Here is a 19,675-nt window from a genome sequence, read left to right as displayed (position 1 = left end):
ATTTAGTGATTTTTTCCAAAAATTAAGGGAATTAAAAAGGAAAAGAAATCAGCTCAACGGATGTTTTTGTAACTTTGAACATTGACCCTTGCTCATGCCATGCACCTAATACTCCACGATATACGGTCTTATCATCCACGTTCATATCATGGATCGCGGGGCGATGGGTATGCCCATGAATTATCCAGTCGACTTGATATTTTTTGAAACACTCAACAACAGCTTGTTGATTGACATCCATAATCTCTTCGGATTTCTTGCTATTGGCGGACTGGCTTCCTGCACGCATCTTGGCAGCGATTTTTAAACGAATAAAGAGAGGAAGGAGCAAAAATAAGCGTTGTATCCACGGAGTATGAACCCGCTTGCGATATTGCTGGTAACCGATATCATCGGTACATAACGTATCACCATGTAAGATCAAAATACGTTTATCATACAATTCCAGCACAGTTTCCTGTGGCAGCAGGATTAATCCGCTTTCTTTGGCAAAACGAGAACCAAGCAAAAAATCACGATTGCCATGAATGAAATAACAAGGAATGCCTTTTTGCTTCAGTTCATAAAGTGCTTTTGCGATTTTGGTGTGAAAAGGGTTGGGATCGTCATCACCTATCCAATAATTGAAAAAATCCCCAAGGATATAAAGACGCTCAGCATGGATTGCCTCTTCCCGCAAAAAACGCAGAAAACCGGCAGTAATTGCCGGTTCTTGTTCACTGAGATGTAAATCTGCGATCAACAGTGTACTCATATTATGGTTAATTCTGTTCTGGCAGTGATTATTCGCTAACGGTAACACGTTCGATGATCACATCTTCGTGTGGAACATCTTGGTGCATACCGCTACGGCCAGTGGAAACCGCTTTGATTTTATCAACAACTTCCATGCCTTCAACAACTTCAGCGAATACACAATAACCCCAGCCATCCGGGCGTTCTGAACGGAAGTTCAGGAAATCGTTGTCAACAACGTTGATGAAGAACTGAGCCGTTGCGGAGTGCGGATCATTGGTACGTGCCATTGCGAGAGTACCACGGCTGTTTTTCAGACCATTATTGGCTTCGTTATTGACGGGGTCCTTAGTCATTTTTTGTTTCATGCCAGGTTCAAAACCACCGCCTTGGATCATGAATCCGTTGATAACACGGTGAAAAATCGTGTTGTCATAAAAACCTTCGGAGCAGTAACTTAAGAAGTTTTCGACAGTCACAGGCGCTTTATCAGCAAATGTCTTGATTACAATATCGCCAAAGTTGGTGTGGAAAGTCACCATAGTAGAAATCCTAATAATAGTTTTGGTTGACCCTATATTTAGGGGCTCGGAAAGACGCAGTTATACCATATCTGAGAATTTGAGTCAGTATTCTGAAAGAGTATCCGCTCAGGTAAACTGACAGTACTTGCAAAGCATTTCATATCAAGGTGAAATAACTTGTCTGGCTTCCCTTTGCCCTAGTTTATTTATCTTGCTGATGAAGAAGCTTATAATCAGCAAATTCATACGAAATTATTACACGTACATCAATTTTACGGAAAACCCACTGATGCTAAAAATTTTCAATACTCTCAGTCGCCAAAAAGAAGAATTTAAGCCGATTCATGAAGGAAAAGTGGGCATGTACGTGTGTGGTATCACCATTTATGACTTATGTCATATTGGTCATGGCAGAACGTTTGTTGCATTTGATGCCATTGCACGTTATTTGCGTTACTTGGGATATGATCTGACCTATGTCCGTAACGTCACTGACGTAGATGATAAAATCATCAAGCGTGCAATTGAAAACAATGAAAGCTGTGACGATTTGACGACACGTATGCTGGCAGAGATGCACAATGATTTTGATGCATTGAATATCCTGCGCCCGGATTTAGAACCCCGTGCAACACATCACATTCCGGAAATTATTGAGATCACGGAAGAATTGATTAAGCGTGGTCATGCTTATGTTGCCACTAATGGCGATGTCATGTTTGCCATTGATACCAATCCAAATTACGGTCGGCTGTCCCGTCAGGATTTAGAGCAATTGCAGGCAGGTGCCCGTGTTGAAGTGGCAGATGCAAAACGCAACCCAATGGATTTTGTATTGTGGAAAATGTCCAAACCCGGTGAGCCAAGCTGGGAATCTCCATGGGGGGCGGGTCGTCCCGGCTGGCACATTGAATGTTCTGCCATGAATAGCAAGACACTTGGCCATCATTTTGACATTCATGGCGGTGGCTCAGATTTGATGTTCCCGCACCATGAAAATGAGATTGCTCAATCGACCTGTGCACATGATGGCCCTTACGTTAACTATTGGATGCATTCCGGCATGGTCATGGTGGATAAAGAAAAAATGTCCAAGTCACTGGATAATTTCTTCACTATCCGTGATGTGCTCGGATATTACGATGCTGAAACTGTGCGTTATTTCTTGCTGTCCGGCCACTACCGCAGTCAGTTGAACTATACGGAAGAGAACCTGAAACAGGCGCGTACTTCCCTGGAACGCCTCTATACTTCCTTGCGCGGCACAGATAAATCGGCTCAGCCTACAGGCGGGGAAGCATTTAAAGCGCGCTTCATGGAAGCGATGAATGATGACTTCAATACATCAGAAGCTTATTCAGTCTTGTTTGATATGACACGTGAAATCAACCGATTGAAGACAGAAGATAAGGTTGCCGCTAATGGTCTGGCAGCTGAATTGCGTGAGTTAGCGAAAATTCTTGGCTTGTTGGAACAAGATCCAGAACATTTCCTGCAAAGTGGGGCACAAGTGGATGATGACGTTGCTCAAATTGAAGAACTCATCAAACAACGTAATGATGCTCGCAAAAACAAAGAGTGGGCATTGGCCGATGCTGCCCGCAATCAGTTAAATGAGATGGGCATTGAGTTGGAAGATGGCGCACAGGGAACAACCTGGCGTCGTAAGTAACCGGTTTTTACACAGCCAGGTATCGAAATTCAGGCGTTGAAGTTTAGCTGCTGAAATTCCCTTTGAACCGCCCCTTATATGGGCGGTTCAGTTTTTATTGTATTCACGTTTTTACAGCTATATTTTTAGTCGTAATCTGTGAACGAAATAAAAACAGGCAGATTTACCGATGAGCATTCAGATACTCAGGATAGAAAGCTTTCCCTGAATGATAGGATACTTTTCCAGAAACCGAGTGCCTTTTCATAGCAACAAAGGAAGAGTGGCTCAGATGCTCAGGTAGTTGATGTGAGCTATCACCGGAGGCAAGATTAAGAAGAGAAACTTTTACTCCACGCTTAGAGTTACTGACAGTATAAGACAAACCTAACAACCTTCGTGCAGCTCTATTACTTAACATAATTAACTCCGTTTCAGTTGTGCGTAAGTTTCTGAGTATAGCAACTTATTAGCAAACAAAAACATTGCTGGGACGAATGTTTATCAATATATCGCCAATATCACATATTTAAGGATAAAACCGGAAAAATCGGCAGCTAGCAAATTTCACCCCACATTCTTGTGCAATACCGATAGGGTATCGATCCATCACAGATTTTCATCTTTATTATTCCTGTTTTAATTGGATGAGGAGGATTTGAAATTTCTTTATTGATCCCCGCTTTTTCTGAAAGGCAATAATAAAAAGTCATATTATTAATATGACATTCATTTAAAATTAATATTCTTATTTAATTTATATGTGGATTGATATTTTTTGTATTGATTATGAAATTGCTATTTATCTTATATAACCTACTTAAAAATTAATAAGGTGACAATAATATACCATCCTATTAATTTTACTGTTTATACAGTGTGTTGCACTTAATGAAATAAATTCATATGGAAAAACAGCATATTAAAAATATAACATGCTGTTTTCTGAAAAATATTATTGGTATACGTTATTCTTCAACGCGAACAGAATCACCATTAAATGAAACAACCTTACCGGCAGTAATTTTGCAGCGTTTGCGAGTTTCAACCTGCCCATCAACGTGAACAGCTCCCTCAGCAATCATTGCCTTTGCTGCTGCACCACTCTCACTCCACCCTTGGAACTTCAGCAAATCGCACAATTCAACATAAGGGTGACCATCTAAATTAAAAATTTCCATCAATAACCTTCAATTGTATCTACATCATGATATTCCTCGCATGCCTGCAAGGTATTTTGAATCAATGTTGCAACCGTCATCGGGCCGACACCTCCCGGAACAGGAGAAATCCAGCTGGCACGCTCGGATGCGTTATCGAAATCCACATCACCGATAACTTTGCCGCTTTCCAGACGATTAATGCCAACATCAATCACGATCGCACCTGGTTTAATCCATTCGCCGGGAATAAAATTCGGTTTCCCAACAGCAACGACCAGTAAATCAGCCTGCTCAACATGCTGGCGTAGATTTTTGGTAAAACGATGCGTTACCGTTGTCGTACAGCCAGCCAACAATAGCTCAAGGCTCATTGGACGCCCGACAATATTGGAAGCACCGATAATAACTGCATTTAGCCCATAAGTATTGATATTACAACGTTCAAGCAGCGTTACAATGCCGCGGGGGGTACAAGGGCGCAGTTTTGGGGAGCGCTGGCACAGACGACCGATATTATAAGGATGGAAACCATCCACATCTTTATCTGGATGAATACGTTCCAGTACTTTGACATTATCAATGCCGGCAGGCAGGGGAAGTTGAACTAAAATACCATCGATTTCTGTATCGGCGTTCAGGTTATCTATCAGGGAGAGTAATTCGGCTTCGCTAGTGGTATCAGGTAAATCATAAGAGCGGGACATAAAACCGACTTCTTCGCAAGCACGACGTTTACTTGCGACATAAATTTGAGAAGCCGGGTTTTCTCCCACTAAAACGACGGCAAGACCCGGAGCGCGTTTTCCTGCGGCAATACGCAACCTGACTTTTTCTGCAACTTCGCTTCTGATTGTCTGAGCAATCGTTTTCCCATCAATAATTTGTGCTGACATGTATTTAAGATTCCACCATCAAGTATAGGAATAGGCGCTATTTTGTCAGAACATGAACCTCCTGTCAGTTTTATTGATAATCATAAAATGAGCATATGAGCGAAAAGACCATTGACTCATTCTATTATGCCCGTATAATCCGTTTTCATATCAACGCATTAATGATGTTGATAGTTCTCTGCATATTGCAATGCGCCCTTAGCTCAGCTGGATAGAGCAACGGCCTTCTAAGCCGTAGGTCACAGGTTCGAATCCTGTAGGGCGTACCATTAAAATCAATAACTTATCAATTTTTTCTAGATACTGCAGGAAGTGCAGGTGTTCTAATGGGTGTCTTAAGGATTTTTCTCTTTAACCCACTTTTCATAAACTTCTTCAGGCCAGCCCAAAAAAATTCCGCTTTCTGTCTTTGATGGTTTTGGAAATTCGTTTCTCTTTGCCCACATCCGCCACAAAGTAGGATGGCTCTTCCCTACCAATTTGCACATTTCTTTAAGACTAATGTATCTCGTTGCCATGACTTACTACTTCCTTTCTGATAATTGCTTGCCAAAGCCACCCTGACAACTTTTTCAGTGGTTACCTTCACATCCGTCACACAAAAATGATGTATTCCGGTCCAGTGCTGAGGAATACCATTTGAGTTTTTTTAATCTTTAGTTGTAGATCACCACATCAGGTTCTCGTTCATCATATCAGTATGAAAAATTATTCCAGCTTTGTAGTTCTCATATAATATATATTTCATATTCTCTTCTTATGTGTAACCGGTCTAAATTTATATCGAAATATTCCCCAGTGCAGTCACTGTAATTAAGTTTCTATACTTATAAAAATTATATTTTTTATTTTATTGGTTTGTTGTGTAACGGTTTTTTATTGCCAATGGTGTTTTATTTTTTGTTTTAATAATAGGGATGATATCAATTAAATACATATACCGTCCTCTCCGCTTATAGAGCGCATAACCGTAATCGATGATAGTTTCTAATTTATAGCAAGGAGCCGGCTTTGTCTGTTTTTGGCTGGCCAGATAGGTCGTCAGTATATGATATTTGAATTCCTTTTTATTTTTTGTATCCATGCAGTTATTCCGGTGTTTGTACTTATTATATGAATTCAAACGCGGGTCTGCCAAAAAGGGGATCTGTGTTGTTCCTGAGTGCAAAACGTCTGCTTGTGCGATATTTGCAATAATATATTTAATGCTTATGGCGTTTTTTTGTTTTGTAGTCGGTTTCTCGGTAGTGCCAGAAATAAAGGTACTCATAAATCCTCGCTATTAATCTTTTGGTGATTATTCCTATCACTTTGATGAGACTAACATTATCACCTAAGTTCTGTTAAATCCATACCTATAGTGATAAAAATTGGTTTTATTTAATTATCTCATTGATATTAAATAATTTTATAGGATTGAAATTGTTTCATGAATTGATAATTGCAATGAGTCAAGTAACACCCAAGACGCTGTGTTAAAAAACAGTGTCTTGGCGTAAAGGGAGGAAAGATTTGGGCGTATTTCGAGTGAAACCGGGAGGTTATGCGTGAAAGGTTGATATGGAATGAGAGAATTATCGTCTCCGTTTCATGTCACGAAATAAATAAACAATAACACCAATTATGTCAATGCCAGGTGAAAGGGTTATCAAGGGTATGCGCGTGTCGTCAACAGACAAAAAGCTGACTGAGCCACCTTGCTTATAACGATAAACCGAATAATGATCGCCTATACGCGCATAGACTAAATCATCATTGGCAGTTTCTTCATCTTTATCAACAATGATTAAAGTCCCTTCCGGCGCTTCAGCGCAGCCTGTATTCTGGGTGATACGATAAGCCCGGCATGAATCAAAATGGGTTTGCAGTTCAGAAAGGGCAGGAACCATGAATGATTCATGGGTTTCTTGTTCTTCCTCATAAATTTTTATAGGTACATAACGGTTGTCATGCATGACAGCAAAATCAGCCTCACCCGTTTGATATTTACTACCGCTGCCATCACTGAGCCATTCCGGGCGTACGCCAAGCGCCTTTGCCAAATCAACGAGCTTACCTGTTTTGGCTGCTTTTCCTGAGAGTAATTTCCATATCATGGATTGAGCCATGCCGGCTTTTTCTGCAAGAGCGGATTGGGTAAGCCCTTTATCTGCCATGGCTTCTTTCAATCTATCAGCAAGAGTCATAAGTGCCTCATGAGTGGTTTACCTTCGTATTTACAGAGAACAAATCAATTTATCTCTTCAGTTCAATCTCTGTACCGATGAGGAAACTATTTAAAAAGGATTATTGGCTTCTAACTGTCTGTGAGTTATCCCCGTACTTACGGGGAACCTGTGCTTATACCCGCAACGGCAGCATCCAGATTTCAGTTATCCCCGTACTTACGGGGAATCTGTGAGCTTAGGTAAAGACACCGGCGAACCGTGATTGTTATTCCCGCATTTACGTGAAATACATGATATAGCCCAAGCACTCCTGTCTTGGAACATCTGTTTCTCATTCTATCTCTAAAGTGATACCTTTACAAATACACCAATAGTGATTTACATTGATCTATAGTGATAAGATTATTGCTGTAGTGTTGGAGAAGGCATTAATGAAAAACAGCGTGATACAAAAAGTTATAAAAATTGCAGGTAGTCAAACAAAGCTGGCTCAGGTTCTTGGGTGCAGACAATCTCTCATCAGCGCATGGTTATACGGAAAAAAACGGGTTTCGGTGTCGTTGGTGCCTGATATCGTAGTTTTTTCGAACGGGGAAGTCTTGGCTCATGAACTGCGTCCTGATCTGCCTAAAGTTTTTCCAACGCCTGAAGTCAAAGCCCATGAATAAGTTCCCGTCGGTGGTGGATTATGCATGGCGTTTTGGATGAGTCCGATATGAACATGTGGATGTTGTTTAGCGTACTGTAAGGGGGAAACGGCATGAGTATGAGTCTGATGGCGAAGGCAATGAGTATCAGGGTAGGAAACCCCCTGAGAAAACTGGTGCTTATAAAATTAGCGGATAATGCAAACGACAAAGGCGAGTGCTGGCCTTCATACCGACACATTGCAGATCATTGCGAATGTAGTAAGAGTGCGGTGAGAAGTCACATTGATGCCCTGATTGAGATGGGGCTGCTTATCAAGGAAAACCGGCTGGGTAACCATAACGGTAAGGGAAATGCCTCGAATGTCTATTACCTGAATTTATCGGCTGCCCCTGTGCCACCAAAAAGCATACCCCCTGTGCCGCCAGAAAACATACCTATGCCACCTGTTGGCACCCCTGTGCCGTCAGGTGATATACCCCCTATGCCGCCAGATGGCACCAGAACCAGTCACTCTTTTGAACCAGTCAAGGAACCTGTTATAGACGTCTGCGAGAAATCGTCACAAAAAACGGAAAACAAACACTCCTTGCCAAACATTTTTCTCCCAACAGCACAGCATCAGGCACTGGCTAATGAACTGGGCGTGAACCTGCGGGAAGAATTTTTAAAATTTGCTGACCATCATGCCAGCAAAGGCAGTCAGTTTGTGGATTGGGGACGGGCATTGAACAATTGGTTGCGTAACGCGAAAACGTATCAGCGGGAGCCACAACAAAATCAGAGCCCGGATCATTCTCCCATTCAGAAATATGGGAACTATTACTACATCGAACGATGATGTTGATAACAGGCTGGCGATTCGCTATGGATTTAGCAAGTTAAAGGGAAAAGCACCATGACACCAAAAGAACTATCGGAAAAACTCTGGGGTAGCGTAGCGCGGGTAACAAAATACCTGCTGCCCGACGGGCGTAGGGAAGGGCATGAGTGGGTAGTGGGATCGGTCAATGGCGAAGCGGGAAAAAGCCTGAAAATTAATCTGTCCGGCAAGAAAGTCTGGTCTGACTTTGCAGAAGGAACCGGTGGTGATCTGCTGGATTTATGGGTGCAGGTGCGTGACTGTAGTCTGCATCAAGCCATGGCTGAGGCAAAACAGTTTCTGGGGATTGCGGATGACGATCACCACTTCGTCGCGAAGCAGAAAAAAAACTTTGTCCGGCCAGATCGCAACAGGCTGACGAAACATGTCTTTAAACCCAACGTGTGCTATGCCTATCTGGAAAGCCGGGGGATCACCCGCCAGACGGCGGAAGCGTTTGAGATAGGTGATGCCTGTGTCTGGTTTCATGCTGAAAACAGAGAATTACCTGCTATTGCGTTTCCTTACAAACGAAACGGGGAGTTGTTGCAAGTCAAGCGCATCAGCACTGAGCGTCCCAATGGCAAGAAAGTCATTATGGCTGAATCTCAGTGTGAACCCTGTCTGTTTGGCTGGCAGGCGATACCGAATCACGTCCGGCTAGTTATTTTGTGTGAAGGGGAGATCGACTGCATGAGTTATCACCAGTACGGTTTGCCGGCCCTTTCTGTGCCGTTCGGGGGCGGTAAGGGCGCCAAGCAGCAGTGGATTGAGTTTGAATACCACAACCTTGATCGCTTTGAGGAAATTTGGATCTCAATGGACAACGACGACGTGGGACGGGAAGCCGCAAAAGAGATTGCCAACCGATTGGGCGAATATCGCTGTCGGCTAGTCAGGTTACCGTACAAGGATATCAACGCGTGCTTACAGGCGGGTATGACACAGGATGACGTGGTGCGTTGTCTTGAAACGGCGATCTTTTTTGATCCGGAAGAGTTGTGCAGTGCGAGAGAGTTTTATCAGGACACGATTGATGCTTTCTACGGTCAGGAACATTGTCTGTTTAAAACACCGTGGGACATGTTGAACCCTCATTTCAGTTTTCGCGAGTCAGAACTCACGGTGCTTAATGGTGTGAACGGACATGGGAAAAGTGAAATGGTCGGGCATTTGCTGTGTGAAGCGATGGGGCAGGGAATACGCGCTTGTGTGGCTTCTTTCGAGCTGAAACCGGGGCAGTTGCTTAAGCGCCTGACCCAGCAGGCGGCCTGCTCAGAAAGACCACCTGTGATAGAAATCGACTCGGCATTTCAATTTTACGATGATCGGCTGTGGGTATTTGGCCTGACGGGAACGGCAAAAGCCGCGAGAGTGATTGATATCTTTAACTATGCGCAGCGTCGTTATGGTATCCAGCTGTTTGTTATCGACAGCCTGATGAAATGTGGTATCGGGGAAGATGATTACAATGGACAGAAAGCCTTTGTGGATGCTTTGTGTGACTTCAAAAACAGAACCCGCAGCCATGTGATTTTGGTGACACACAGCCGGAAAGGTGACAGTGAAGAGAGACCGACGGGGAAGATGGATGTCAAAGGCACTGGGGCGATTACCGACTTGACAGACAACCTGATGATTATCTGGCGTAATAAAGCTCGTGAACGTGTACTGCAAAAGCAGGAAACCGGGGCAATGTTAACGGATAAGGAGCGGGAAAAACTGGCCGGTCCGGCCGCCATGATACTGATTGAAAAACAACGGAACGGCAATGGCTGGGAGGGCGGTATTGGGCTTTATCTGGACAAAAAATCCCATCAGTTTTTACACCAGGAACAGGCTGAACCCTATCACTATATCGCTAATATGCCGGTGTCTGAGTATGACGAAGTGTGGAAGAGGCAGAATGTTACAGAAAATGAATGTGGATAAGCGAGGACACCAATGCGTGATATGCGAATGATCCTGAACCAATGGGGCGCATGGGTCTGTGAGGGCAAAAGCCCGGTAGACTGGCCCTCCGTGGCTGCCGGATTTAAGAGATTGCTGCCCCGTAACCGGAGAATGCGTTCCCCGTGTTGTGATGATGACGGCATGGCGCTAGATGCGGCTGTGTTGCGATTGAAACAACATGATCCTTATTTATTCCAGCTTATTGTGCTGCACTATATTAAAGGGATCGCATTGCGGTCGATGAGTGACCCGTTAGGGATTTCCCATAACGAAGTGACCAAACGGGTACAGGTAGCGGAAGGGTTTATCGAAGGCGTTCTGGCGGTCTCTGGGGTGACGTTGGAAATAAATAAAGGTGTGCGAAAAGAATTGGTTAGAGCGGTTGCGTAATTACAAAAGTCGGTATATTGTGATAACGTGATTGTAATGTCACTGAATATACCGATTTATCAGACCTCGCTAATGCGGGGTTTTTTTATGCCTGAAATAAACATAAGACTTGCTGTTGTCATGGGTCAGAGTTACATGTGTGTTTATGCACGAAAACTCACCAAGAGGTTACATTTATCATGCTAAAACATGAAGATATGACAACATCCGCCGCCTGCGTTTTAGAGACCATTCCCCCGCATGATTGGGTCTCGGTTTCCGATGTTTCTACCCTGACGGGGCTACCTGAACCCCGCTGCCAATTATTGTTAACACAATTTCGTCTGGCGGGTTTGATGGAAAGCCGGGACGATGACATGTTTTTCAAGCGTAACCCTTGATAGGATGATGTCTTACACGGTGAAAGGTTAACGCTTTTCACCGTGGCTTTCCTGAAAATCCGCCAGCATTGATTTAGGGAAAACTACTGTGCCTTTAAGCCCTGTCACATTAATTAACGACGACTCGCTGAAATTTATCAAAACCCTGCCGGATAACTGTATCGACTTAATTGCCACTGACCCGCCGTACTTTCGCGTGAAAGACTGCAGCTGGGATAACCAGTGGGCAGACGTCACGGCATATCTTGCGTGGCTGGATGAACTGCTTGCCGAGTTTTGGCGGGTACTGAAACCGAACGGCAGCCTGTATATGTTTTGTGGTTCACGTCTGGCCTCTGATACGGAGCTGCTGGTGCGGGAACGGTTTAACGTGCTGAACCATATTATCTGGGCGAAACCGTCCGGCCCGTGGCGCAGACAAAACAAAGAAAGCCTGCGAATGTATTTTCCAGCCACCGAACGCATCATTTTTGCCGAACATTACCAGGGACCTTATCACTCGAAAGGTGATGGCTATTTCAAACAATGTCAGGACCTGAAACAGTTAGTATTTAAACCATTGGTCGATTATTTTCGTGATGCCCGAAAAACGTTAGGTGTCACGGCAAAAGACATTCACGCCGCCACTGGGAAGCAGATGGCCAGTCACTGGTTCAGCGATAGCCAGTGGCAGTTACCCAATGAAACTGATTACCAAAAGTTGCAGGTGCTGTTTGACCGTATCGCCAAAGAAAAGCACCAGCGTGGTGAACTGAGCACCCCGTATTCTGATCTGGTGGATTCTCATTTAACCCTGTCGCGTCAGTATGATGAATTGCGGCAGGAATATGGTTTGATGCGCCGTTCGTTCTCAGTGACAGCTGCCGTGCCTTATACTGATGTCTGGCATTTTGCGCCCGTGCAATATTATCCGGGCAAACATCCGTGCGAAAAACCAGCAGACCTGATGGCGCATATTATCCAGTCCAGCAGCCGGGAAGGGGATCTGGTGGCGGATTTCTTTATGGGTTCCGGGGCAACACTGAAAGCCGCGTTGAAACTCAATCGTCGTGTGCTGGGTGTTGAACTGGAAGAGGAACGGTTTAAGCGGACTGAGCAGGAAATCAAAATATTCACAAATAAATGAAATTGATTTCAGTGAATTGTAGATATGACCACACAAGGCGAATCGATATATTAAATCATTATAATTGTTTAATATATTCAGGATGTTTAACATAGAATGGAAGTTAAATATTAAATTTGTCTTCCTATTATTTATAAATATAAGGAAATAGTATGTCTGAATTTATTAAGCCTGAACATGAATGCCCATTTGATCCAAAACAATATCAGTGTGATTGTTTTATTGCACCGATGGGTTCTTTTTCTTGGGCTTTGATTCAATTAAAACTACGCAAGCGTGTTACTCGTTCTGTTTGGGTTAATTGCCAAGGGAATAATGAGATGTATCTGGTTATCACTCCACGTGTAAATGATTTAACTGTGGAGAAAGATAGTGCTTATGCAGTTGGTGGTGTTGCAGTTGGGACTAAATATGATTATTTGACGCATATCGATATGCGCAATGAACACGGTAACTTTGTGCCGTGGCAGCCAACGCAGGAAGATATGATGGCTTGTGATTGGCAGTTTTTTGAAGAGAAGGTGAAACCAACACCTGATTCGAAACCAGACCCGGAACCAGAAGTAAAGCCAGAACCAACCCCTGATTCGAAACCAGAATCTGAGCCAGAAGTAAAACCAGAGCCAACACCTGATTTGAAACCAGAACTGGAGCCAGAAGTAAAGTCAGATTCAACATTTCGATTAAAAGGGAAAATAACAATTGGTACAGGCGTAGCTGAAGAGAGGTTGTATCCTGATAACTTGTTTGGCTATGCTCAGATTATTGATGGACTTAATTTTGGTGCTTGGGAAGAAATTAGTAATAATACACCAATAAAGAATCTTGCAGGCTTTTATTCCAGTCATGAAAGTAGACATTGGGGGAATATTCAGTCTGTTGAGTTAGATGTCGATAAAGAGAGTAATGAGACAGTTAGACAAGAATTTGGGAACAAAATTCTGGTAGTTCGGTGCTTAGGCAAAGAAATCAAAATTTTTAATGGTCACGTAAGCAGAAAAGGTACCTTATCTTATCCGGTAAGCAATAATTACTCCCTCGATGAAATTGGAGCTCTGTTTAAAAAACATATTGGCGAAACGTTAGAGATTGAATTTATCTTCGAAGATAAAGTTCCTGGTGTAGTTTATTCTTAGTCGTTAGTTTAAGGCTGTACTTCGGTACAGCCTTTCCCTCAAAAAAATGTTTTTGTTGCACAGAATAGCCTGCTTGAGCTACATCAGGCAATTACCTATTAGTTAATTCACCGGAGTTGATATCACTCACCCCATGGACACCCATTGTTCTGATGGGGTGGAAATATGAAGATGAAAGAAAATCCTGATATCTGGGCACACCTTGGTGACTGGCTCATATCGATAAAAGAACAAGGCATCGGGGCGGTACTCGCCGGGACAATGGCTTTCCTTCGCGGTCGCTATAACGGTGGAGGTTGGCTAAAAATCTCTATCGATGCCTTTATGTGTGCCATGTTCGCTTGGTTCATTCGTGATGTCTTAAATCTGTTTGGTCTGAATCCTGACTTAGCCTATATCGGCAGTGTGATGATGGGTTACTTGGGGACGGACTTTATCGGTCAATTATTACGTAAAGTGGCAGAGAAAAAAACGGGAGCATCTTCTGATGGAAATCAGCGATAAAGGTCTTGAGTGCATCAAACAGTATGAAGGTCTGAAGCTGCAAGCCTACCCCGATCCGGCAACCGATGGTATCCCGTGGACAATTGGTTACGGTCATACCCAAGGGGTTAAAAAAGGTGATGTGATTACAGAACCACAGGCTGAAGCATTCTTACGGGATGATCTCCAATCTATTTACACCACATTAATACAAAGGGTTAAAGTCCCTTTGAGTCAAGGCCAGTTCGATGCTTTGTGCTCGTTTATATTCAACTGTGGCAGTGGTAACTTTTCTGGCTCCACGCTATTGAAGAAGCTTAATCAAGGTGATTATAAAGGCGCAGCGGCAGAGTTTCCTCGGTGGAATAAAGCAGCAGGCAAGGTATTGCGTGGGCTGGATAATCGCAGGGCATCTGAACGCCAGATGTTTTTATCATGAAGCTCAATTTCACCAAGGGTACGGTTATTGCGTTGATGATTGCCTCAGCAGCAGCCTTCTTATACCGCTCTGGATATAAGAAACAGCTTGGCATCAATAACGGCCAGATAACAGAAATCCAGCAACTGAACGATACCATTAACTACCAGAACACACATATTGAAATGCTGCATGAATTGGATAGCAAATACACTCAGGAACTCGCCAATGCCAAATCTAAGATTAATCAGCTTAGTAATGATCTTCGTGCCAATACTCAGCGCGTGTACGTCAAAGCCAACTGTCCAGTGCTTAAAACCACTACCACCTCCAGCGTGGGTGGTTCAAGACCCGCCAAACTGGCGAAAGACGCTGAACAGGATTATGTACATCTCCTCGGAGAACTAGAAACCCTCGAAGCCCAATTCCTCGGACTAAGGGAGTGGAGTATGGCCGAATGCCAATTTTGAGGTATAGAGATTAAGAAGAGCGGATAACTCTGTGTGATACCTAGCAAAAATTGCTAATCTTAATAGACAGGCTAAATATTTATAGAGAGGATTATCTTATGTATTCGTTATCAATGATAAATCCTATGAACAGAGATTATAAGCAATATCAATTAGATGTAACGGATGATATTCAAGCATGCCTAGAAAGTCTTGAGTGTCAGCCAATTCTATTTATTGGTTCAGGCCTGACAAGAAGGTACGCGAACGGACCAGATTGGGAGAGTTTGCTTAAAAATTTAATGGAGCAATGTCCAGAAATTAAGCGTCCATTCGCGTATTACACACAAAAAAATGAGTCACTAATAGACATTGGAACTATCTTGTCAGATGCTTATAGGGATTGGGCTTGGGCGGAAGGGAAGTCTAATTTTCCTGAAGAATTATTCAGTGAACGTTATGATGGAGATATATACCTGAAGTATAAAATAGCCGATTTTTTTAATCGTCTGGAAATAATTGATGAAAATGAGTTTGCTGATGAAATAAAATCATTAAAATCCATTCATCCACACTCCATTGTAACAACTAATTACGACAATATAATTGATGGAATTTTTCCTGACCATGAAATTATAGTTGGACAAAAAATCATAAGGTTAGTTAATAGTAGCACTGGAGAAATATTTAAAATACATGGCTCTTGTAATGAGCCAGCATCAATTGTTATCAATAGAAATGATTACGATGATTTTTTGAGTAAGAAAAAATACCTTAGTGCTAAATTATTAACTTTTTTTGCTGAACATCCTTTAATATTTATTGGTTATAGTATTGAGGATGAAAATATAAAAGGAATTTTGTCTGATATAGATGAAATCCTATCGGAAGAGGGGGAGTTGATTCCTAACATCTATATACTAAATAGAGATAAAGAAATAGATGAAAACTCTTATCCTGCCAGAGAAGCGATGATTAATATTGATAATAATAAGCATGTAAGAATAAAAAGAATAGTATCTAATGATTTTAAATGGGTGTTTGAAGCCTTTGCTGCTCATCCAGCAATGGATAATGTTAATCCTAAGGTATTGAGAGCATTATTAGCAAGAAACTATAAGCTGATTAACTCTGACATACCCATGAATACAGTTTCTATTGATTATACTAGGTTGACTGAGTTAGCCTTAGATGATGGTAAATTAGAAAGAGTTTATGGAATTACCGATGGTGATTCGTTAGATTTATTTAATGCTAATTATTGTTTTACAATGACGTCTTTAGCAGAGTCCCTTGGATATCGTAATTGGAATTACGTAAATCAATTAATACAAAAAATCAAAGAAGCTACAGGGAAAGATATAAAGGAAACAGATAACATATATCATCAAAAGGTAAGAACAGGCAAATCAAGCTTTACTCGTAAATATTCAAGAGAAGCATTAAGGTTATTAGAGTTAGCTAGAGATAATAAACCTTTTGATGTTCAATTTGACTAAATAAACCGCTCACTCCTCACCAATTCAAACATTTCAAGGCTGCAGGAGTATGTTAGGACACAGTGTAGGTGAGTGATGAAAGGACGGTGGGAATGCTACCGTCCTATCTTTCGATTTATTATAAACAGATTGATATGTTTCCAGTTTGCGCTATGCACTGAGCTACACAATTTTTATATGCTATAGGGTCTAGAGGAGCCTTACCACAGACCATGGCATGAAGCTAAAAGAGTTGTGCCAGTTACAGCTAAAGACTTCTATAAGACAGCCACCGAAAAGGAAAAAGAGGAAATTGTAAATAAAATAGGGAGACTCAAAAAAGAGCCAGGAGTTCCATTTCCGCAAAACTATAAAGACTTACTGAGAGCTTGATAATCTGCCACTTTCGGGTGGTTTTTTGCTATATCGAGGGCTGAACATGCTACCCCGTATTCCCCGAGCCTGTCGCAAGCAAGGCTGCCCCAAGACTACCATCGACCGCAGCGGCTACTGTACTGACCATCTTCACACAGGCTGGCAACGTCACCAGCAGGGCAAAAGCCGACATGCTCGTGGTTATGGCAGTCAGTGGGATAAGTTAAAAATTGCAGTAAAACAACGGGATAATCATTTGTGCCAGCACTGCTTACGACAGGGACGAGCAGTCACAGGCACGACGGTTGACCATATCCAACTCAAAGCGCATGGCGGCACCGATGTGTTAAGCAATCTACAACTACTGTGTGAAGCCTGCCATCGACAGAAGACTGCCACAGAGCGATCACGCTGAAGGCTGAGTGAATATTAATTTCCAGCGTAATCATTTCGAATGCCATAGTTTACAAGGGGGAGGGGCGGGTCAAATTCCTGCCACTCTCGACCCAAGGGACCGCCACCTTGGGTCTTTTTTTATACCCGCGAAAAATGAAATTTAAATCGGGTACTTTTCACTCATCTTTCACTGTTTTTAAGCCCGGGAGGTGCTGCGTATGGCGGGAACGGCGGGGAAATCAGGTCGTCGCCCAAAACCGACGGCACGCAAAGCATTGGCGGGCAATCCGGGCAAGCGCAAACTGAATCGGGAGGAACCTAGCTTTACATCATTGACGAGCGTATCACCGCCAAATTGGTTTGCCGACAATGAAATGTCGCTGGCCGTGGTGATGTGGGAGCTGACCAGCAAAGAGTTATGCGCCCAAGGGTTACTCTGTGTCACGGATCTCGTGGTGCTTGAACGCTGGTGTGTAGCTTATCAATTCTGGCGCAATGCTGTGATAAATATCGCTCGACAAGGCAATACAGTAACAGGCGCAACCGGTGGGCCGATTAAAAACCCGGAGCTGACCGCCAAAAAAGAGCAACAATCTGAAATGGATACCACCGGTGCCATGTTGGGCTTAGATCCGAGCAGCCGCCAGCGCCTGATTGGGGCGGCAGGTCAGGCCAAAACGGACAATCCGTTTATAAGGATGATTTCATCATGAGCCGTAAATCCTATTCAAATGTCAATGCGGCGAACCAGTACGCCCGTGATGTCGTGCGCGGCAAAATTGAAGTCGGTCGCTATGTCAGGGAAGCCTGTCAGCGGCATCTGGATAATCTGCATCAGGAAAAGAATCGGCAGTTCAAATACCGGTTCGATAAGGAGCTGGCAGAACGCGCCGCGAAATTTATCCAGTTACTGCCACATACCAAAGGGGAATGGGCATTCAAACGGATGCCGATCACGTTGGAGTCGTGGCAATTGTTTATTGTCTGCTCGGTCTTTGGCTGGGTGCATAAAGGCAGCCGGCTACGCCGATTTCGGGAAGTATATACCGAAATTCCCCGTAAAAATGGCAAGTCCGCAATTTCGGCGGGCGTGGCACTCTATTGCTTTACCTGTGATGACGAATTTGGCGCGGAAGTGTATTCCGGTGCCACGACCGAGAAACAGGCGTGGGAAGTGTTCCGGCCAGCACGATTGATGTGTAAGCGTACCCCGATGCTACTTGAGGCGTTCGGCATTGAAGTGAATGCCGCCAATATGAACCGCCCGGCAGACGGGGCGAGGTTTGAGCCGCTGATTGGCAATCCCGGTGACGGGCAGTCCCCCAGTTGCGCCATTGTTGATGAATACCATGAACATGATACCGATGACCTGTATACCACCATGCTCACGGGCATGGGAGCACGGCGTCAGCCACTGATGTGGGGGATCACCACGGCAGGTTACAACATTGAAGGTCCCTGTTATGACAAGCGGCGCGAAGTGATGGAAATGCTGTCCGGCAATGTGCCCAACGAGGAACTGTTCGGGGTGATCTACACGGTGGATGAGGGAGATGACTGGACCTCTCCGGAGGTGTTACGCAAAGCCAATCCCAATATGGGGGTATCGGTCTATGCTGATTTTTTGCTGAGTCAGCAACAACGCGCCCTGAATAACCCGCGTTTAGCCAGTGTCTTTAAAACCAAGCACCTCAATATCTGGGTGTCTGCGCGGGAGGCTTACTTCAATATGGTGAACTGGAAACAATGTGAAGACACCTCACTAACGCTGGCTCAATTCGAGGGCCAGCCCTGTTTTCTGGCCTTTGATCTCGCTCGCAAGCTGGACATGAACAGCATGGCTCGGCTCTTTGTGCGTGAAATTGACGGTAAACGCCATTTCTACAGTATCGCGCCGTGTTTCTGGGTGCCGTATGACACTGTCTACAGTGTGGAGCAGAATGAGAACCGCCGCAGTGCCGAACGTTTTCAGAAATGGGCAGAGATGGGGTTGCTGACTGTCACGGAGGGGGCCGAAGTGGATTACCGCTACATTCTCGAAGAAGCCAAACTGGCCTGTCACCAGAACCCTGTCAATGAGGCTCCGATTGATCCCTTTGGAGCAACCGGTTTATCACATTCACTGGCGGACGAGGGAATTAATCCCATCATTATTACCCAGAATTTCACTCATATGAGTGACCCGATGAAAGAGCTGGAAGCCGCTATCCAGTCCGGGCGTTTCCATCATGACGGTCATCCGATTATGTCCTGGTGTATCGGCAATGTCGTCGGGAAAACGCTGACTGGTAATGATGACATTGTGCGCCCCATCAAAGAGCATAAAGACAGCAAAATTGATGGCGCGGTGGCGCTGATAATGGCGATGGGGCGGGCTATTTTGCACGAAGTCTCCAGTCTTTCAGATCATTTGATCTCCCACGGTGTTCGCTCACTCTGAGGTTTTT

Annotated in this window: 22 protein-coding genes, 1 tRNA gene and 1 pseudogene; 16 read left to right on the top strand and 8 right to left on the bottom strand. The window is 43.8% G+C overall.

Translation table 11 applies throughout. From position 1 onward, the window contains the following. Positions 1 to 31 precede the first annotated feature (31 nt). Positions 32 to 754 (bottom strand): UDP-2,3-diacylglucosamine diphosphatase, encoded by a 723-nt coding sequence (locus Xsze_RS00280; RefSeq protein WP_038238297.1) that lies wholly within the window; start codon positions 752 to 754, stop codon positions 32 to 34. A 28-nt stretch (positions 755 to 782) separates the two neighbouring features. Then, positions 783 to 1,277 carry a peptidylprolyl isomerase B gene (ppiB, locus tag Xsze_RS00275; protein WP_038238293.1) on the bottom strand — a complete coding sequence of 165 codons (495 nt, stop codon included), beginning with the start codon at positions 1,275 to 1,277 and terminating at the stop codon, positions 783 to 785. Between the two features lie 271 nt (positions 1,278 to 1,548). Between ppiB and cysS the strand changes: the two genes are divergently transcribed. Then, positions 1,549 to 2,931: a cysteine--tRNA ligase gene (gene cysS / locus Xsze_RS00270; protein WP_038238290.1), complete on the top strand. Its 1,383-nt coding sequence runs from the start codon at positions 1,549 to 1,551 to the stop codon at positions 2,929 to 2,931. A gap of 163 nt (positions 2,932 to 3,094) precedes the next feature. Here the strand turns inward: cysS and sra are convergent, their stop codons facing one another. The 3 genes from sra to folD all read right to left on the bottom strand — a co-directional run bounded on the left by sra (position 3,095) and on the right by folD (position 4,966). Beyond that, on the bottom strand, positions 3,095 to 3,331 hold the full coding sequence (gene sra, locus Xsze_RS00265; RefSeq protein WP_071991780.1) for a stationary-phase-induced ribosome-associated protein: 237 nt from the start codon (positions 3,329 to 3,331) through the stop codon (positions 3,095 to 3,097). Between the two features lie 547 nt (positions 3,332 to 3,878). Beyond that, complete coding sequence (gene ybcJ, locus Xsze_RS00260; RefSeq protein WP_038238287.1) at positions 3,879 to 4,091, bottom strand: ribosome-associated protein YbcJ; 213 nt, start codon at positions 4,089 to 4,091, stop codon at positions 3,879 to 3,881. After that, positions 4,091 to 4,966 (bottom strand): bifunctional methylenetetrahydrofolate dehydrogenase/methenyltetrahydrofolate cyclohydrolase FolD, encoded by an 876-nt coding sequence (gene folD / locus Xsze_RS00255; RefSeq protein ID WP_038238285.1) that lies wholly within the window; start codon positions 4,964 to 4,966, stop codon positions 4,091 to 4,093. The genes ybcJ and folD overlap by 1 nt, the downstream gene beginning before the upstream one ends. Before the next feature lie 192 nt (positions 4,967 to 5,158). On the opposite strand from folD, the gene Xsze_RS00250 reads away from it, so the two are divergent. Continuing rightward, positions 5,159 to 5,235, top strand: a tRNA-Arg gene (locus tag Xsze_RS00250). A gap of 66 nt (positions 5,236 to 5,301) precedes the next feature. Here Xsze_RS00250 and Xsze_RS00245 read toward each other — a convergent pair. From Xsze_RS00245 to Xsze_RS00235, 3 genes are all read right to left on the bottom strand, one after another. After that, positions 5,302 to 5,484, bottom strand: coding sequence for a helix-turn-helix transcriptional regulator (locus Xsze_RS00245; RefSeq protein WP_038238282.1), 183 nt, complete (start codon positions 5,482 to 5,484; stop codon positions 5,302 to 5,304). Between the two features lie 332 nt (positions 5,485 to 5,816). Further along, positions 5,817 to 6,236 (bottom strand): hypothetical protein, encoded by a 420-nt coding sequence (locus Xsze_RS00240; RefSeq protein WP_038238279.1) that lies wholly within the window; start codon positions 6,234 to 6,236, stop codon positions 5,817 to 5,819. A gap of 304 nt (positions 6,237 to 6,540) precedes the next feature. Further along, positions 6,541 to 7,152, bottom strand: coding sequence for a helix-turn-helix domain-containing protein (locus Xsze_RS00235; protein ID WP_038238277.1), 612 nt, complete (start codon positions 7,150 to 7,152; stop codon positions 6,541 to 6,543). A gap of 413 nt (positions 7,153 to 7,565) precedes the next feature. Between Xsze_RS00235 and Xsze_RS00230 the strand changes: the two genes are divergently transcribed. The 14 genes and pseudogenes from Xsze_RS00230 to Xsze_RS00165 all read left to right on the top strand — a co-directional run bounded on the left by Xsze_RS00230 (position 7,566) and on the right by Xsze_RS00165 (position 19,668). Further along, positions 7,566 to 7,802, top strand: a complete 237-nt coding sequence (locus Xsze_RS00230; protein ID WP_010848817.1) for a helix-turn-helix domain-containing protein — start codon at positions 7,566 to 7,568, stop codon at positions 7,800 to 7,802. Between the two features lie 92 nt (positions 7,803 to 7,894). Continuing rightward, positions 7,895 to 8,623, top strand: coding sequence for a helix-turn-helix domain-containing protein (locus tag Xsze_RS00225; RefSeq protein ID WP_038238275.1), 729 nt, complete (start codon positions 7,895 to 7,897; stop codon positions 8,621 to 8,623). A gap of 57 nt (positions 8,624 to 8,680) precedes the next feature. After that, positions 8,681 to 10,576, top strand: a complete 1,896-nt coding sequence (locus tag Xsze_RS00220; RefSeq protein WP_038238272.1) for a toprim domain-containing protein — start codon at positions 8,681 to 8,683, stop codon at positions 10,574 to 10,576. Positions 10,577 to 10,588: 12 nt separating this feature from the next. Continuing rightward, the gene (locus tag Xsze_RS00215) at positions 10,589 to 10,987 is read left to right on the top strand and encodes an antiterminator Q family protein (RefSeq protein WP_038238270.1); all 399 of its coding nucleotides are present in this window, start codon (positions 10,589 to 10,591) and stop codon (positions 10,985 to 10,987) included. 179 nt (positions 10,988 to 11,166) lie between these two features. Further along, positions 11,167 to 11,367 carry a hypothetical protein gene (locus tag Xsze_RS00210; protein WP_038238268.1) on the top strand — a complete coding sequence of 67 codons (201 nt, stop codon included), beginning with the start codon at positions 11,167 to 11,169 and terminating at the stop codon, positions 11,365 to 11,367. Positions 11,368 to 11,455: 88 nt separating this feature from the next. Beyond that, the gene (locus tag Xsze_RS00205) at positions 11,456 to 12,493 is read left to right on the top strand and encodes a DNA-methyltransferase (protein ID WP_038238266.1); all 1,038 of its coding nucleotides are present in this window, start codon (positions 11,456 to 11,458) and stop codon (positions 12,491 to 12,493) included. A 152-nt stretch (positions 12,494 to 12,645) separates the two neighbouring features. Further along, a pseudogene (locus Xsze_RS23460) lies at positions 12,646 to 13,060 on the top strand (DUF2829 domain-containing protein); the annotation flags it as partial. Positions 13,061 to 13,794: 734 nt separating this feature from the next. Further along, positions 13,795 to 14,133 (top strand): phage holin, lambda family, encoded by a 339-nt coding sequence (locus Xsze_RS00195; protein WP_038238261.1) that lies wholly within the window; start codon positions 13,795 to 13,797, stop codon positions 14,131 to 14,133. Then, on the top strand, positions 14,117 to 14,551 hold the full coding sequence (locus Xsze_RS00190; protein ID WP_038238258.1) for a lysozyme: 435 nt from the start codon (positions 14,117 to 14,119) through the stop codon (positions 14,549 to 14,551). The genes Xsze_RS00195 and Xsze_RS00190 overlap by 17 nt, the downstream gene beginning before the upstream one ends. Continuing rightward, entirely contained in the window at positions 14,548 to 15,000 is a 453-nt protein-coding gene (locus tag Xsze_RS00185) for a lysis protein (protein ID WP_084616238.1), read from the top strand. The genes Xsze_RS00190 and Xsze_RS00185 overlap by 4 nt, the downstream gene beginning before the upstream one ends. Positions 15,001 to 15,098: 98 nt before the next feature. Further along, positions 15,099 to 16,478 carry an SIR2 family protein gene (locus tag Xsze_RS00180; protein WP_209435280.1) on the top strand — a complete coding sequence of 460 codons (1,380 nt, stop codon included), beginning with the start codon at positions 15,099 to 15,101 and terminating at the stop codon, positions 16,476 to 16,478. Positions 16,479 to 16,896: 418 nt separating this feature from the next. Beyond that, complete coding sequence (locus Xsze_RS00175; protein ID WP_038238255.1) at positions 16,897 to 17,247, top strand: HNH endonuclease; 351 nt, start codon at positions 16,897 to 16,899, stop codon at positions 17,245 to 17,247. A 199-nt stretch (positions 17,248 to 17,446) separates the two neighbouring features. After that, complete coding sequence (locus Xsze_RS00170) at positions 17,447 to 17,941, top strand: phage terminase small subunit P27 family (RefSeq protein WP_038238252.1); 495 nt, start codon at positions 17,447 to 17,449, stop codon at positions 17,939 to 17,941. After that, the gene (locus tag Xsze_RS00165; protein ID WP_038238249.1) at positions 17,938 to 19,668 is read left to right on the top strand and encodes a terminase large subunit; all 1,731 of its coding nucleotides are present in this window, start codon (positions 17,938 to 17,940) and stop codon (positions 19,666 to 19,668) included. The genes Xsze_RS00170 and Xsze_RS00165 overlap by 4 nt, the downstream gene beginning before the upstream one ends. Positions 19,669 to 19,675: the final 7 nt, after the last annotated feature.

The sequence above is a fragment of the Xenorhabdus szentirmaii DSM 16338 genome (assembly GCF_002632585.1).
Lineage (GTDB): Bacteria > Pseudomonadota > Gammaproteobacteria > Enterobacterales > Enterobacteriaceae > Xenorhabdus > Xenorhabdus szentirmaii.
The sequence above is the reverse complement of the archived record's forward strand: the minus strand, read 5'-3'. Positions and strand labels throughout refer to the sequence as shown.